At 65.7% G+C, this 13352-nt stretch carries 17 protein-coding genes; all 17 read right to left on the bottom strand.

Features of this window, described 5'->3' with window-relative positions; genetic code table 11:
- Positions 1 to 4: 4 nt before the first annotated feature.
- Positions 5 to 2200, bottom strand: a complete 2196-nt coding sequence (locus PKB_RS06355; protein ID WP_043250013.1) for a tape measure protein — start codon at positions 2198 to 2200, stop codon at positions 5 to 7.
- Positions 2200 to 2349, bottom strand: a complete 150-nt coding sequence (locus PKB_RS06350) for a hypothetical protein (protein WP_156957997.1) — start codon at positions 2347 to 2349, stop codon at positions 2200 to 2202. The genes PKB_RS06355 and PKB_RS06350 overlap by 1 nt, the downstream gene beginning before the upstream one ends.
- Positions 2350 to 2375: 26 nt before the next feature.
- A complete protein-coding gene (locus tag PKB_RS06345; protein ID WP_043250009.1) occupies positions 2376 to 2741 on the bottom strand; it encodes a hypothetical protein in 366 nt (121 codons plus the stop codon).
- The gene (locus tag PKB_RS06340) at positions 2738 to 3526 is read right to left on the bottom strand and encodes a hypothetical protein (RefSeq protein ID WP_043250007.1); all 789 of its coding nucleotides are present in this window, start codon (positions 3524 to 3526) and stop codon (positions 2738 to 2740) included. The genes PKB_RS06345 and PKB_RS06340 overlap by 4 nt, the downstream gene beginning before the upstream one ends.
- 28 nt (positions 3527 to 3554) lie before the next feature.
- A complete protein-coding gene (locus PKB_RS06335) occupies positions 3555 to 3989 on the bottom strand; it encodes a hypothetical protein (protein WP_043250005.1) in 435 nt (144 codons plus the stop codon).
- Between the two features lie 58 nt (positions 3990 to 4047).
- Positions 4048 to 4644 (bottom strand): hypothetical protein, encoded by a 597-nt coding sequence (locus PKB_RS06330; protein ID WP_052355195.1) that lies wholly within the window; start codon positions 4642 to 4644, stop codon positions 4048 to 4050.
- Positions 4645 to 4658: 14 nt separating this feature from the next.
- Positions 4659 to 5030 (bottom strand): hypothetical protein, encoded by a 372-nt coding sequence (locus PKB_RS06325; RefSeq protein ID WP_242411212.1) that lies wholly within the window; start codon positions 5028 to 5030, stop codon positions 4659 to 4661.
- Between the two features lie 181 nt (positions 5031 to 5211).
- Positions 5212 to 5763 (bottom strand): hypothetical protein, encoded by a 552-nt coding sequence (locus tag PKB_RS06320; RefSeq protein ID WP_043249997.1) that lies wholly within the window; start codon positions 5761 to 5763, stop codon positions 5212 to 5214.
- A gap of 2 nt (positions 5764 to 5765) precedes the next feature.
- Positions 5766 to 6107: a hypothetical protein gene (locus PKB_RS06315; protein WP_043249994.1), complete on the bottom strand. Its 342-nt coding sequence runs from the start codon at positions 6105 to 6107 to the stop codon at positions 5766 to 5768.
- A gap of 57 nt (positions 6108 to 6164) precedes the next feature.
- Positions 6165 to 7487: a phage major capsid protein gene (locus PKB_RS06310; protein ID WP_043249991.1), complete on the bottom strand. Its 1323-nt coding sequence runs from the start codon at positions 7485 to 7487 to the stop codon at positions 6165 to 6167.
- A 61-nt stretch (positions 7488 to 7548) separates the two neighbouring features.
- Entirely contained in the window at positions 7549 to 8502 is a 954-nt protein-coding gene (locus tag PKB_RS06305) for a S49 family peptidase (protein ID WP_043249988.1), read from the bottom strand.
- Positions 8499 to 9773, bottom strand: coding sequence for a phage portal protein (locus PKB_RS06300; protein ID WP_043249986.1), 1275 nt, complete (start codon positions 9771 to 9773; stop codon positions 8499 to 8501). The genes PKB_RS06305 and PKB_RS06300 overlap by 4 nt, the downstream gene beginning before the upstream one ends.
- A gap of 2 nt (positions 9774 to 9775) precedes the next feature.
- The gene (locus PKB_RS06295) at positions 9776 to 9955 is read right to left on the bottom strand and encodes a hypothetical protein (RefSeq protein ID WP_043249984.1); all 180 of its coding nucleotides are present in this window, start codon (positions 9953 to 9955) and stop codon (positions 9776 to 9778) included.
- On the bottom strand, positions 9952 to 11778 hold the full coding sequence (locus tag PKB_RS06290; protein ID WP_043249982.1) for a terminase large subunit: 1827 nt from the start codon (positions 11776 to 11778) through the stop codon (positions 9952 to 9954). Before PKB_RS06290 ends, PKB_RS06295 begins: the two co-directional genes overlap by 4 nt.
- The gene (locus tag PKB_RS06285; protein WP_043249980.1) at positions 11741 to 12265 is read right to left on the bottom strand and encodes a P27 family phage terminase small subunit; all 525 of its coding nucleotides are present in this window, start codon (positions 12263 to 12265) and stop codon (positions 11741 to 11743) included. Before PKB_RS06285 ends, PKB_RS06290 begins: the two co-directional genes overlap by 38 nt.
- 171 nt (positions 12266 to 12436) lie before the next feature.
- Complete coding sequence (locus PKB_RS06280; protein WP_043249979.1) at positions 12437 to 12823, bottom strand: HNH endonuclease; 387 nt, start codon at positions 12821 to 12823, stop codon at positions 12437 to 12439.
- Positions 12798 to 13136 carry a phage holin family protein gene (locus PKB_RS06275; protein ID WP_043249976.1) on the bottom strand — a complete coding sequence of 113 codons (339 nt, stop codon included), beginning with the start codon at positions 13134 to 13136 and terminating at the stop codon, positions 12798 to 12800. The genes PKB_RS06280 and PKB_RS06275 overlap by 26 nt, the downstream gene beginning before the upstream one ends.
- Positions 13137 to 13352: the final 216 nt, after the last annotated feature.

Here is a 13352-nt window from a genome sequence, read left to right as displayed (position 1 = left end):
GGCGTTACGACGTGCGCTGCCGGCGGCTGCCCCGCTGGAGCGCCGTGCGGTGCAGCTTTTTGAAGGTGCTTTCTTCGGCCAGGAGGTCGTAGCGCTCGTTGCCGAAGTACGCTGCGACGTGCCCCAAAGAGCGATCACCGCCACCACCACCAGCAAACGACGCGTCGACCATGGGCGACGTAGCCAGGCTCGGCAGTTGCATGCCTTCTAGCCGCGCGGCCAGGGCCCGGGAACGGGCCGCGGTGAAGACTTTCTCCCCACCGTTGAACGCCAACAGCTCGGGACCGTTTTCGCCCACCCAGTGCACGCCAGGCTCGGCGCTCTGCGTTCCGGTGGCATAGCCGCTGGTGGTTGGCCAGGTGACCTGCGTATCCGGCACGGCCGGCGCCGACATTTCCGCCGGGGCCTGCACTTGGACGGGGATGAACAGCTCTTTGCCCAAGGCCTGGGCCAGCGCCTGGATCTGCGTCGTGATCTTCGCCACTTCCTCGTCGCTGAGGTTCAACGTGATGTTGACGTTCTTCATGGCGTCCAGGGCGGCCTGAATCTCCGCCACCTTCTGCCGGGACTTCTCCAGCCCGTCGGTGACCTTGCCGGCCTCGGCATCATTCGCCGCGAGCTCGATGTCCTTGAGCTCCTTCGCCACCCCGCTAAAGCCGTAGGTATTGGCGCCGGCCTTCTGCAGGTCCTGCAGCATCTGCAGGGCGTCCTGGGCGTTTTGCTTGGCCGACTCCAGGTCGCCGCTGCGCAGCGCGTCCTTCGCCTTCACCTTGAGCGCTGTGGCGGCACCGAAGCTGTCTTCCTCGCCGACGCCATTGAAGCCGGCCAGCGCGTCCTTGTAGCGCTTCTCGATGGCCAGGCGGTCCTGCCGGATCTTCGCCAGCGCAGTAACACCATCCTGCTCGGCCTTGGTCTGCGCCTTGACTGCCGTTGCCGCGTCCTTGGCCAGGCCGTCGTAGATCGACTTGACCTGCGAGCGGTACTCAGCGGACTCCGAAACGCGGGCGGCATGGATCTCGGCCGCCGCCTGGCGCTGTTCGTCCTCGGAGCGCCGGGCGTCTTCCAGGGCCTTGTCCGCGGCACGCTGGGCGTCCACGGAAATTCCCATGATGTTCGCCCGGGTCGCGGTGATCTTGTCCTCGACCTCCTTGATCCACTCGTCGAGCTGGTCGTTGCTCATGAACAGCGAGGCCACCGGGCGACCGATGAAGGAGCCGCCATTGCGAGCGGCCTTGAGGCCATCCAGCAGCTTCTCCAGCCGAGTCAGCTCGTCGACCTGGCCGGAGGCCTCGGCGGCGAAGTAACCCGCTTCCTTCGCCAGCTGGACGAACTCAGAACCAGCCCGCGCCGCCGCAGCGGCGACCTCCAGCAGCGAAGATGCCAGGGTGACGATGTTCTTCGACACCTCGGGGTCGGACAGCGTCGCCCGCAGCCGGTCGATGGACTCGATCAGCGGCTGGGTGTCGGTCTGGCCAAGGGCCTTGGTCAGGGCATCCTGTAGGCGCGTCATGGCCGCGCCAACGGTGTCGGGCAGCGTCGCTGCCTCGTCCTTGAGCTTGCCGACCTGATCGATCAGCGCCTTGGACACCACCTCAGCCGTCAACGCGCCTTGCTCCGCCAGGCCGCGCAGGGCCGTGGTCGGCACCCCGAGAGCATCTGCCAGCGCCTGCATGAGGCGCGGCGCCTGTTCGGCGACGCTGTTGAACTCATCACCCCGCAGCACACCCGAGCCGAGGGCCTGGGCGAACTGTTGAATGCCGTTCTCGGCCTCCTCCGCGCTCGCGCCGGACACCCGGAACGACAAGGCCACCGCCTCGGTGACCTTCAGGATGTCTTGTTGCGAGCGTCCCGCTTGCTTCAGCGGGCGGCTGATCTTGCCGTACAACTCGACCAAGGCCGACACCGGCGAGGCCGTGGCCAGCGCGATACGCCCCAGCTCGGCCGTGGCGGTGTTGTATTCCTCCTGCGAGCCCGTCGCCAGGCGCAGGCGCGCGTTCATCAGCTGGACGCTGTCCGCGGCCTCGGAAATGGCCGACACCGACGAGCGCAACGCCTCGAACGACAGGTAGGCGGCAATTGCCTCGCCGACCTTGCTGACCTTGCTGTTGAGCTTGCTCAGGTTCTTGTCGACCTCAGCGAAGGCCTTATTCGAGGTGTTCTTGCCCTCGATGATCAGCTGCGTGGTAACCCGCCCGGCCATCAGCTCAGCTCCTTCAGGATCTTGCGGTAGTCTTTTTCTTTCGCCTGCGCCGCCCGCGTGATGATCAGCGCCATGCGGCTGGACTCGCGCGCCTCGCTATCGACGGCCTCGCGGAAGGCCTCCAGCTGGGCCAGGGTGTAGCCGCGCACATCGGCCCAGCAGTGGCCGGCGCCGATCAACCGCTGGGCGACAACGGCCCACGGAGCGCCTTTGCCGTCGCCACCTGGGCTTGGCCGAAAAAATCCGCGTTCGCCCGCACGACGTGCGCCACCAGCTGGACGATGACGGAGGCCGGCAGCCGGCGAACACGCCAGCGCGAAAGGTTGGTGCAGTGAACGACCACCTTCCCCAGCTCGGCAGCGTGCTGCTCGGCGTAGGTGGCGATCTCCAGGGTGCTGCCGGCGCCGACCAGCTCGATCAAGCCTTTGGCCGCGGCGCCGAACTCGGCGAAATGCTCGAAGGCCACCGGGCGGATTTCCACCCGGCGGCGCCCCAGGAGCACTTCTTCCGCCTTCGGGAAGAGAATGCTCAGGTCGCTCATGCGTCGATCACCTGGTGCTCGATGGTCCACATGGAAGCCTCACCCGGCTCGATGATCTCCGGGTCCGGCAGCAGGTGGATCTGGACGGGGATGGTGGCGAACTCGTCGCCACTCAGCAGCGGCATGCCGCCGTTGAGGCTGATCCGCGCATAGAAGCCAGTCACCCGGCGACGTTCGTTGCCGCCACCTTCGTTGATCTGCTCGCACATCACGCGGTAATACTTGCGGCCCGCAGTGAAGGGTTTAATCAGGTCCACCGTCGGGAAGGCGTAGTCGACCTTGATCGGCAGACTCTTCTCCACACCAGTGGCTGCCGTGGTCGCGGCGATATCGGCGGCGAGATCACCGCCGACCAGAACCTTGATGCCGCCCGGGGTTACTGCGTAGTCCTTGTTCTTGGCGTACTCCGTATCGCCATCGGCGTTGGTCACCTTGGTGATGCTCAACGGAATTTTGGCCAAGCGGATGGTCTTGCCGATATAGGCAACGCAGTCCTCGCCCGTCTTGGTGCCGAAAGGCGTGCGCTCGATGGAGCCATAGAGGCAGATCGCCGCCGCGGCGGGCGAAAAATCGACCGCCTCGCCAGTGAGGTTGACGGCCTTGAAGGAGGTCACACCGTCCAGCTCGGGGAGGCCCGGGCGGGTCGGGTCGGGCACCGTTACCTCGCTGGTTTCCGGCTCGCCGACGATGTTCTGCAGGCGGAAGATCTGCTCGAAGTTCCAGCTGGGGTACGGGCAGATACTGGTCGGCCCACGGAACAGCTGGGTGTAGGGGGTCTGGGACATTGCTTTCTCCTGGCCGGCGGCGCCGGGGTTACTGGTAGCTTTCGACGTAGGTGACCCCGACCGTCACCGTGACGCGGTGAAGCACCGCGCCGGCCTCGCAGGGGTCTATCTGGATCTCGTCTTCCTGATCGATCAGGCCGGGCAACGCACGCTCGTGCGGGTGAAGGCCGAACCCAAGCGCCCGCAAGATGTCGGGCCCAACGGCGTCCAACTCTGCCTCTGCCGCGGACTTGGCGAAGAAGGCCTCGATCAGGTAGGTCCGCACGCGCGTGGCCTGAATACCGGCCGTCGAGGTTCGCCGGTCATCTGCCACGCGCAGCTTGATGTAGGGGGTGGGCGCCTTGTCCTTCGGCGTCTCCAGCAGGCCGTAGACCTGCCTGACCTCAGTCACGTAGCCGGCCGAAGGCTTGATGCCCTCCAGGCAGGCCTTGAGCGCAACCGTCAGCTGCGTGGCTTTCGGCATGTTTCCTCCGGGCATGAAAAAGCCCGCCGAAGCGGGCTGAGGGTGGCGAGTTGCTGCATCAGCCGGCCTTGGCCAATCGGGCGCGCACCCTGCGCACGAACTCCTGCTGCGCCATGGCATTGACTACCCTGACTGCCTGCGCGGTGGTGATGCGCTTGAAGTAGTAGGCGACCGACGGCCCCAGCGCGTCGTAAGGCTTCCCGCCCCACGAGTAGCGGTAGTGGCTGCCGGGAGTGCGCGGAGGCTTCTTCAACACTCGCGCCTTGCTGCTGTGCGTCGCCAGGGGCGCTTGCTTCGCCCCGCGCGGGTTGACGAAGCCCGCAGCCAGCTTCGTCCCGTTAATGTCGGGAACGAAGATCTGCTTGCGGGTCGGTATCCCTGAACGGCCACCGCCGAAGCTCCAGCCCTTGCGATCCTTCACCGGAACCCCGGAGCTCGACGGGATGATCCGCGCGTTGAGGCGGCGCGTCCCCGCCAGCTTGATCACCATGGATCGATTGAGGAAGCGCCGGGACGGGAAGAAGCGCAGCAGCGCAGGCACGTACAGCTCCTTCCGCCCCCGCCGGACCGTCGTGTTCAGCGCCAGGCGCAGATCCGGCTCGACCTCGCGGCCGATCTCGGCCAGTTGTGCACGAGCCAGTTCCACGCCGGCCATCGATACCCGCATCCTCACGTCACGGCCTCCAGGTACATGCCACGCACCACGCCATCGTCGCTGCTGCCGGCGTAGTCGATCATGTTGTAGAGCTGCCCGGCGACCTGCAGTTGGTCGTCGACCTGGCAGCGCCCGACCTCGATCAAGGCCAGCTCAGCCAGCGTCCGGTAGTCAGTCACCCGCTGCTCGTCATCGAACACCGGAGCGCTGTGGGTGATGAACACCCGGCACGGAACCGGAGGGCCATCAGCCGGCCGGAACTCGGCCGGCTCACCGACCAACTCCTCGCAGCTCAGAATCAGCTCCGCCTGATCACCACGGAAGTCACGCACGCTGGTGATCACCAGCAGCCGCTTGCCATGGCAAAGGTAGCGTCCCGGGCGCAAGGCAGAGGTGAACCGTGCCCGCACCTCCACCATCGCTCGGGCACGCAATCCCGTCGCTGCCTGGACATCCCCAGCTTCGCGCCCACGGATGCCAATCCAGCGGCGCCCCAGATCCAAGGGGCGAATCTCCGGCGTCAACTCCAGCACCGACGCCCGATACCTCAGCTCACCAGCACGCATATCAGAACCTCGCCGGGACCTCGATTTCGGTCAGCAGGGTGTCGAGGAACGACGACGGCAACTCCGCCAGAATCGTCCCCATTACCAGCGTCTCGCGGAACTCGTAGGCCGTTGCCGCGCTCATCAGCAGCCACATCCGCACTCCTGGATAGGCGTCGGAATCCATGCCGGCCTTATAGCGCACCCGCAGGACACCAGGAGGACGACCATTCGGGAAGCGCAGCCAGCTCTCCCGCTGACCCTGCTCCAGGTAGTGCGGCACGTCGAGGTCTACGGTCACCCCGTCGACGCCGACGCGCTGGATGGCGATAATCTCCGTCGCCTGCCCCACGTCCAAGGCATGCCCGGAGGGGTAGTGCTCGGGCCAGTCCTCGACGTATTCCGCCGGGCGCACTGCGGCGCCGGTCTTGCCCTCGGCCTGCGCGATCACGCCGGGGATGATGACGAGATTGATCAGCTCAGGCTCCAGGTCATCGACCTCGACCCGACACTGCCTCGCCACATCCGCCAGGGTGATCGGCGCATCGCCGCTATAAGCGATACGCCGGGCCATGGTCAGGGCTTCTCGTCGTCGGCGCCGTCGTCGGTATCGGTGCCTCCACCGCCGCCGCCCTCACCCTCGCCGCCCTCGCCACCGTCAGTCTCCGGCGGAGGTTCCTGGCCCTCAGGGGGCGGGGTTGGGGCAGACGCGCCGCCAGTGGCAGCAGGTTTAGAGCCAGACTTTCCACGTCGCTGGCTCTTGGCCGCCGGGGCGGCAGTCGAGCCTGCGCTATCGGTGTACTCAGCGACCCCGCCGGCCACCAGCTCATCGGCCACGGCCTGAGAGAAACCGGCCGTGTCGTCTTTGAAATAGCTGCGCCACGCCTTGAGGAAGCGCACGGATACGTTGCTGCTCATCGCATCACCTGTCGAAGTTGATCAGAGGAAGCCCCGCCGGGAAGGCGGGGCACCAGGTCACATGCCAGCGCCCCAGTCGACGCCGGTGGCCACCACGATGGACTCAACGTGGCGCGGCCCGAAGTCGTGCTTGGCGATGACGCGGATCAAGGTCTGATCGCGCTGGAAGGCACTCACGATGTTGCCCGAGCCGTCCTTGTAGGAGGCTTCCTTGCTGAGATCGATGACCAGATCCATGTCCTCGCCGATCATCATGTCGGCGAAGTTGACGAAGTAGATCTCGGTCTCGTCGCCATCGGCGCCGAGGTTGGTCGGGATCTGGTTGCTCAGGCCGAACGGGTAGCCCTTGAGCTTGCCGATCTCGATCTCCGGGTAAGCCTTGTTGCCGTTGCCATCGCGCAGGCTCTGCAGCCAGCGGATTACGCGCGGCGGCATCAGCCAGCCGCACTGCTTCATGTCGACGTTGGCCGTCTCGACGCGGAGCATCATGCCGCCCAGGAACAGGTCGATCTGCTCCAGGGTGATACCGGTTGCGGTCGGAGCAGGCCGCAGGTTCTGCGGCAGCGCCCAGTAGCGCATGCCCTTGGGCAGCAGTCCCGAGCCGCCATCGGAGCGGATGAAGTGCAGATCCTGGGAGAGGCCCATGCTGACAGTGACATCGTCGGCAACCAGCTGATCAACTCGCGGGTTCACGCCGGCCATGCGCAGCAAGTCGTTGGAGACCGGCACCAGGGCTGCCGCTTTCTTCGCCGCCAGCTTGGTGTCGGCGAAGGTCATGCCGGTCAGCGCGATGTCGTCATCGCTACCGATGTAGGTCACCACGGTGTTGCCGGTGATACGCGGCTGGGTCAGGTTGCCGTTGTTCAGCGGCAGGCTTTTCGTACCCATGCGGCGAACAACCGACGCCGGTCGCAGGGCCTCGATCACCTCGCTCGAGAAGTTGGTCGGCACCAGCACGCCACCAGCACCAGGAGTGACCACAGACAGTGCCATCTGCACGTCAGTGCCGAAGCCGCCGTCCTTGGCCATCTGTGCGGCGGCCTGCTGATTGCCTTGCGCGGCGGCCAACAGGCGCACCATCTGCGCCATCTTGGCGCCCTTGGCAGGCTGGCCGTAGGGACCTTCCACACGGCTCTCCGGCGGGCCGGTGATGCCGCGGGCGCTTTCGTCGACCGGCACTGCCGACGCGGCAGCCGCGCGCTCGGCAATCTCGGCGCGGCTGATCTTGTCGGTCAGCGCGGTGATCTGGCTTTCCAGCTGGCCGAACTGGGTCATCTGCTCGGCGGTCAGGGAGCCGCCGTCGGCCTCGATCTTGGCCAGCGCCTGCAGTTGGTCGTTCAGCTCGGCGCGTTCGCGACGCATTTGAAGAACAAGGGACATAGTGCCTCCTGGGCATAAAAAAGCCCGCACTAGGCGGGCTGGTTGACTGCCGCGAACGCGGTCAGAGTCGGGATTGAATCGCCATGGCCGCAGCTCGCACGCTGACGCGACCTGGCTGACGTTGCGAGCGGCTGAGGGCCACTGCGCGAGAGAGGTTGTCGACGGCCGCCTGCGGGCTCTCCAGGCGGTCGGCCAGGCCAGCAGCAATACCCGCCTGACCGCGATACAGACCGGCCTCAGTGGCGATCACCTGCTCCGGCGAGAGGCCTCGATACTCGGCCACGGCGCTGACGAACATCTGGTAGCTCTCCTGGACGATGTCCTGCAGAACCTGGAGCGACTGGTCGCTCAGCGGCTCGTGCGGGCTCAGGTCGTTCTTGTGGGCGCCGGCAAACACGGTGGTGACCTTCACCCCCATGTTTTCCTCCAGCTTGGAGCGGTCCATGTGGCTGGCGATCACGCCAACGGAGCCGATGCCGCTGGTCTGGCTCACAACCAGCTCGCTGCAGGCAGCGCCCATCAGGTAGCCGCCGGAGTAGGCCATGTAGTTGACCAGGCCGGTGATCGGCTTCTGCTGCGCCATGGCACGAATGTCGGCGGCCAACTCGAAGGCACCGACGGCAGATCCACCCGGGCTGTCGATGTCGAGCACGATGTGCTCAACCATCGGGTCAGCGACGGCCTGCTGCAGCTGGCTGCGCAGCCCTTCATAGCTGGTCATCGTCTCGCAGGCGTTGATGTGGCTGCCGCGGCTGACGAGCACGCCATGGACCGGCAGCACCTCGACGCCGGTCTTAGCGATGGCGGCGCGGCGCTGCTCCTGCATTCGCTCCAGGCGGGCACCGTGGTCGTAGTCGTCATCCTCCATCATGTGCGGCGCCGGAGCGCTACCAATGTTGAGGATGTTGAGGTTCATTGCCTGGTTGGCCCAGCGCACGCCCAAGTCGAGCATGTCCGGCGTCACCAGCAGCGGCTGATTGAAGAGCAGGCTGGATGCCCGCAGGAAGCGCTTCATTGGGTCAAGATCCTCTCGATTTCGCGCTGCTGCAGCTCCAGCTGCGCCCGCACTTTGGGGTTGTTCAGGTCTGGCATGCCCTTGCCGGCGTCCACCATGTTCAGCGGCTGCAGGTAAATGTCGCCCCCGTCGACCGGCGGCATGTTCTCCAAGCGGCGGATGTCGTTGACCGACAGCCAGCCCCATTGGCGGCCAATGGCGTAGGCCTCGTAGCGACTCTTCTGGTCGCCCCGCAGAAGGCCCGACAGGTTGAACTCGATGAAGTAGTCGCGGCGATCCCCCGGCAGGAGGAAGTCGCGCATCATCGACTGCTCGTGGCGCTTGACCCACGGCAGCAGGCAAAACACTACGAACTGAATCAGCAGCTGCTCGACGGTGTTGTAGTTGGCCTTGTCCAGGTCGTTCACCATCGGCAGCGGGATCTTGTAGATCCGCGCCACGTCGGAGCCCGACAGCTTGAGGATGTTGACGATGTCGGCGTCGACGTTCGTCATCGAGATCGGCCGAAAGGTCATGCCCTCCTGCAGCAACGCCACCTTGTGGGCGTTGTCCATGCCACTGTACTTCTCGGCCCACTGATCGGTGATCCGGTCAATACTGGCCTGATCCTTGATCGCGGCCGACTCCTTGGGGCGCTCGATCACGCCCGACACCGACGTGCCGTTGGCGAAGGACTTCCCGGTGTACTGCCGCACCGCCTGGGCCAGCCCTACCGCTTCGGCATGTAGTTCGACAGGGGAAAGCCCGGTGTAGTGGTTCGAGCTGTGCCAGCGCACATGGTGAACCATGCGCATCGGCAGCCGCTCCTGGTAGTTGCCTACCTGGTAGTAGGGCAACAGGTCGGCGCCCTTGTAGACCACCACTTTGCTGTTGCACAGCGGCCACAGCGCCGACACATTGCCGTCGCCGCGACGCTCGATCAGCTGGAAGGCGTTGCCGCGCAGCCCCAGCGCCATCTGCCCGCACTCGCGCAGCTCGTAGGGCGTCTGGAAGCCGTTCGGCTGGTATCGCAGCACGTCGTAGAGCGGGTGATTGATGGCCGCCTCACGCTGCCCCGCGCCCTTGCGTTGATACAGCTCCAGCGGCAGCTGCGCGATGCTCTCGGCGAGCAGCGTCACGCAGTTCTGCAGGATCGGCAGGCCAAGCGCCGTTTCCGGTGTCACCACCACACCACTGCTGTTCGAGCCACGGCCAATAAGGCTACGCCAGAGGCCGCCTTTGTCCTCGACTAGGGTGCTCTGGCCACCGCTGAGAATGCTGGAAAAGAACATGCTCAGCCCCCCTTGCCTGGCGCCCGTTGCGCCGCCGCAGCCCGGTCAACCAGGCGCGACCAGGCCAGCAGGCAAAGGCCAGCGACAATGTACGCCGCCGGCACGCTGATCAGCGCCACACCGGCGACCAGCAAGCCGAAACCCAACAAGCCGGCCAGCCAGGCCAGAAGAAGCAATTTCATATGCCGACACCTTTGTCGTAGATCGATTCGCTTTCGACAGGAGCAGCGGTCCCGCTGACGCCTGTCGCCATGATCGAGGCGACGATGCCGTCGATCCGCCCGATGGCTCGGGCCTTATCTACCTTGCGGTTGCCCGCCGGGTCGGAAACCGTCACCGCGTTGCCAGCGTTCCAGGTCAGCACCGGGTTGCCGTCGTGCCGAAGCGTTTCCACTGGCTCGCCGTCTTCCAGCACCTCCCAGTCCTCCGACTCCGGCTCGATGCCCTCACCTTCAGCTTTCGGCGGCAACCCAAGCAGGCGACGCTCGAACTCGTCGACAGCCGGCCCCATGTCCTTGAAGCCCTGGCCGAATGCGACCAACTCGGGCAGTTCAACGTCGTGCTCGACCATCAGCGACCGCAGATCCTCAATCCGCCAGCGGTCATACGCGATCTTTCGCACATCGAAGTAGGCACAGATCACCGCGAGGCGGCGCAGCACATGCAGCTTGCTGATCGCACGGCCCGGGGTTGTCTCCAGGTGGCGCGCCTTGATCCAGGCCAGATACGGCACCTTGTCGCGGCGCTCGCGCTCGTCCAGCTTGTCGTCAGGAATCCAGAAGTACGACAGCAGGCGCCAGTGGGGGTCCCACTCCACGGGGTAGAACAACAGCACGAACGACGTAAGGTCGGTGGTACTGGAAAGGTCTAGGCCCGCGACGGCCGGCCGATTGCGCAGCAGCCGCATCTGCACTGGCTCCTCGGCCTCACTCCAGACATCCCAGCTGATCCACGGTGAGTCCGCCTGCGTCCACTCGCAGAAGTTGAGGCGGCGAACCACCGCTTCCTTGGCCGGCAGGCCCTTCGCCTCCTCCACCTGCTCGCGAAGGTAGACTCGGCCAGGGATGCCGTCGGCCTGGTCCTCTGCGACGAAGTCCAGGGACGGGTTCACCTTCGGCCAGCAGGCCTCGTCCTTGAACGGGTCATCGCCCTTGTCCAGGGAACAGATGAAGGCGAACAGCGTGTCGCTCTGCTCAGCACCCGAGCAGACGCGCTTGCCCTGTTCGTGGTACTGGCCGGCGACGCTGTTCTTGTCCGACCCGGAGTTGGTGATCATCACCACCATGGCGCGGCGGCGGTTCTTGGTGCCCGCGCGCATCATGTTGACCATCGCCGGGGTCCGGTGCTCGTGCACCTCGTCCAGCAGGCTGATGTGCGGGCGCGGCCCGGACTGGCTGTTCTCGTCCGAGCCAATCGAGCGGAAGAAGCTGTTGGTGTTCGGGTAGAACAGGTTCCAGACCTTCTCGTGCTGGCCGGACTGCACCAGGCGCGTGGCCAGCTTCGGCGACATGTTCACCATGCTCACCGCGTCGCGGAACAGGATCTGCGCTTGGTCCTTTTTCGTCGCCGCGGCGTAGATCTCCGCGCGCTGCTCACCATCCGACACCAGGCCATAGAGGCCGATGCCAGCGGCGAGCGGCGACTTGCCCGAGCCCTTGCCCGTCTCGATGTAGGCGATCCGAAAGCGCCGGTGGCCGGTGTCCTTGTACCAGCCGAACAAGCTGCCGACGACGAAGGCCTGCCATGGCGCGAGCAGGAAGGGCATGCCCTCGTACTCGCCACCGTTGAGGCACAGCACGTCCTCGAAGAACCCGATGGCTCGGTCGGCGGCCTCCTGACTCCAGATCAGGCCACGAAGGTGACCGTCTTCAAGATCCTGCAGGTGGCGGCGTGCCGCATTGCGAACATCCGGCCCGGCAACGATCTCGCCAGCGAGCACCGCCCGCGCGAAGCCGGCGACACGACAGTCAGCTGAAGTATTTGTCTGCTGCGTCTCGTTCTGCATTGGGGAACAACTCTCCTTGAGGCGCCAGCGCCTTCATCGCGCGCCGCGCGACCGGAGAGAACCCGAACAGGGCACCGGCGCGGTTCGCGCGCTGCTCGGCGTTCTCGGCCATCTGCCGCCACACCGAGATCTGCTTGGCGCCACTCTGGAACGTCTGCACGTCCCCAGATCCATCCAGTTGCTCATTTAACTCGGCGATCTTGCGGCGGAACCGATGCCAATCCCCCACCGCCTCGCAGTAGGTGGCGAGCGCCATGCCGTCGAGCTCACTGATCCATCCCAGCGCCAGCAGGGCCTCGACAACGCGGTCCCATTCGGCGGATGCCTCAGGGCTGAGATGGTCCGGCTTCGGCGGAGCTTTCACCGGGACTGCTGGGGACTGTGCAGCAGCCTGGAGTGCAGCCATGCCCTTCTTGCTCGGGTCACCGCGCAGCATGTGAACGGTGGCCGGAAGGGCCGGCCGACCGGAGTTGGCATTCCCAGCCATGAGCACCTCCTAGAATTGAAGAAACCCACGAAACTCGTGGGTTACAGGGTGAGATTGGAAGGTTGGCCAGGGCATAAAACGAACCCCCACCCCCTCCATTTTTCCCGGCTGCGCAAGAAGCGATCCCCCCGTCGTTCGAGGGTCTGCCGGAATGGATCTTTTTCACCCCCCCTACCCCTGCCCGCAGCGCCGGTTCCAGTGGTGAGCGGGGTCAACCGGCCGGCCATCGGCGGTGCAGCCGAGCACGCGCCCGGACTTCTCCATTCGCTGCTTGGTCGAGTCGTGGCAGAGCTTGCACAGCGACTGCCAGTTGCTCCGATCCCAGAAGAGCCGGCGCGCCTGCGCAATTCGTTCCGGGTCACCGCTCAGTATCGCGTCACCCAAGCGGTGCGCGATCTTGTGATCGACCAACACCGCCCGAGTCTGCCGCTGCTCCAGCAGGCAGAACACGCAGAGAGGATTGCGCCGCAGGTGGTCAGCCCTAGCCAACTTCCAGCGGTAGCCGTAGCCCTTTGCCGTCGAACTGAGCGGCTTATCCTTCGGCGCCGGGCTGGACATCGCACACCCCGATTCGCTTGGCGGCCCAGCGCTCGTACAGGCCGACGGCCACCTCCGCGCCGGCCGCGGCGGTCAGGCTGCCGATGGCAGCGGCCAGCAACAACGCGGCGCCCATAGCCATGGCCAGGAACATCACTGCAACACCGCAGACCACCGAAGCGCCGGAGCGCAGGGCCAGGCGCCGCAGCAGCACCCAGCCAGTCAGGCCAGCCTTGTCCGCGCGCCACATCTCACCGCTGACGCCACCCGCAGCAGCGAGCAGGATCAGGACCCACACCGGCATCTCAGCCAGGGCCTGCTGTTCGTTCGGCATCACGCCACCTCGAAGAAAGCGCCCCGGCTCAGGGGCAGAACCGAGCGGCTATCAGCCGACCGGGGATAGGTGCCGGCTGACGCCGGCGCGGCACCGCTGACCTGGGCGGGGAACCCACGGCGCCAGAAACGAAAAACCCGGCGCAGTGGCCGGGTTCGGGGGAGGCTCGCTGCTCGCGCACCTCTGTGAAATTAGCGACTTTGTACCCCTGTTTTC

Source organism: Pseudomonas knackmussii B13, assembly GCF_000689415.1.
Classification (GTDB): domain Bacteria; phylum Pseudomonadota; class Gammaproteobacteria; order Pseudomonadales; family Pseudomonadaceae; genus Pseudomonas; species Pseudomonas knackmussii.
The sequence above is the reverse complement of the archived record's forward strand: the minus strand, read 5'-3'. Positions and strand labels throughout refer to the sequence as shown.

Coding starts and splice junctions, on each gene's coding strand:
- PKB_RS06320 (WP_043249997.1), bottom strand. CDS start 5,763: ATGGCCCGGCGTATCGCTTATAGCGGCGATGCGCCGATCACCCTGGCG.
- PKB_RS06310 (WP_043249991.1), bottom strand. CDS start 7,487: ATGTCCCTTGTTCTTCAAATGCGTCGCGAACGCGCCGAGCTGAACGAC.
- PKB_RS06290 (WP_043249982.1), bottom strand. CDS start 11,778: ATGCAGAACGAGACGCAGCAGACAAATACTTCAGCTGACTGTCGTGTC.
- PKB_RS06340 (WP_043250007.1), bottom strand. CDS start 3,526: ATGTCCCAGACCCCCTACACCCAGCTGTTCCGTGGGCCGACCAGTATC.
- PKB_RS06315 (WP_043249994.1), bottom strand. CDS start 6,107: ATGAGCAGCAACGTATCCGTGCGCTTCCTCAAGGCGTGGCGCAGCTAT.
- PKB_RS06300 (WP_043249986.1), bottom strand. CDS start 9,773: ATGTTCTTTTCCAGCATTCTCAGCGGTGGCCAGAGCACCCTAGTCGAG.
- PKB_RS06275 (WP_043249976.1), bottom strand. CDS start 13,136: ATGCCGAACGAACAGCAGGCCCTGGCTGAGATGCCGGTGTGGGTCCTG.
- PKB_RS06335 (WP_043250005.1), bottom strand. CDS start 3,989: ATGCCGAAAGCCACGCAGCTGACGGTTGCGCTCAAGGCCTGCCTGGAG.
- PKB_RS06345 (WP_043250009.1), bottom strand. CDS start 2,741: ATGAGCGACCTGAGCATTCTCTTCCCGAAGGCGGAAGAAGTGCTCCTG.
- PKB_RS06305 (WP_043249988.1), bottom strand. CDS start 8,502: ATGAAGCGCTTCCTGCGGGCATCCAGCCTGCTCTTCAATCAGCCGCTG.
- PKB_RS06330 (WP_052355195.1), bottom strand. CDS start 4,644: ATGGCCGGCGTGGAACTGGCTCGTGCACAACTGGCCGAGATCGGCCGC.
- PKB_RS06285 (WP_043249980.1), bottom strand. CDS start 12,265: ATGGCTGGGAATGCCAACTCCGGTCGGCCGGCCCTTCCGGCCACCGTT.
- PKB_RS06355 (WP_043250013.1), bottom strand. CDS start 2,200: ATGGCCGGGCGGGTTACCACGCAGCTGATCATCGAGGGCAAGAACACC.
- PKB_RS06280 (WP_043249979.1), bottom strand. CDS start 12,823: ATGTCCAGCCCGGCGCCGAAGGATAAGCCGCTCAGTTCGACGGCAAAG.
- PKB_RS06295 (WP_043249984.1), bottom strand. CDS start 9,955: ATGAAATTGCTTCTTCTGGCCTGGCTGGCCGGCTTGTTGGGTTTCGGC.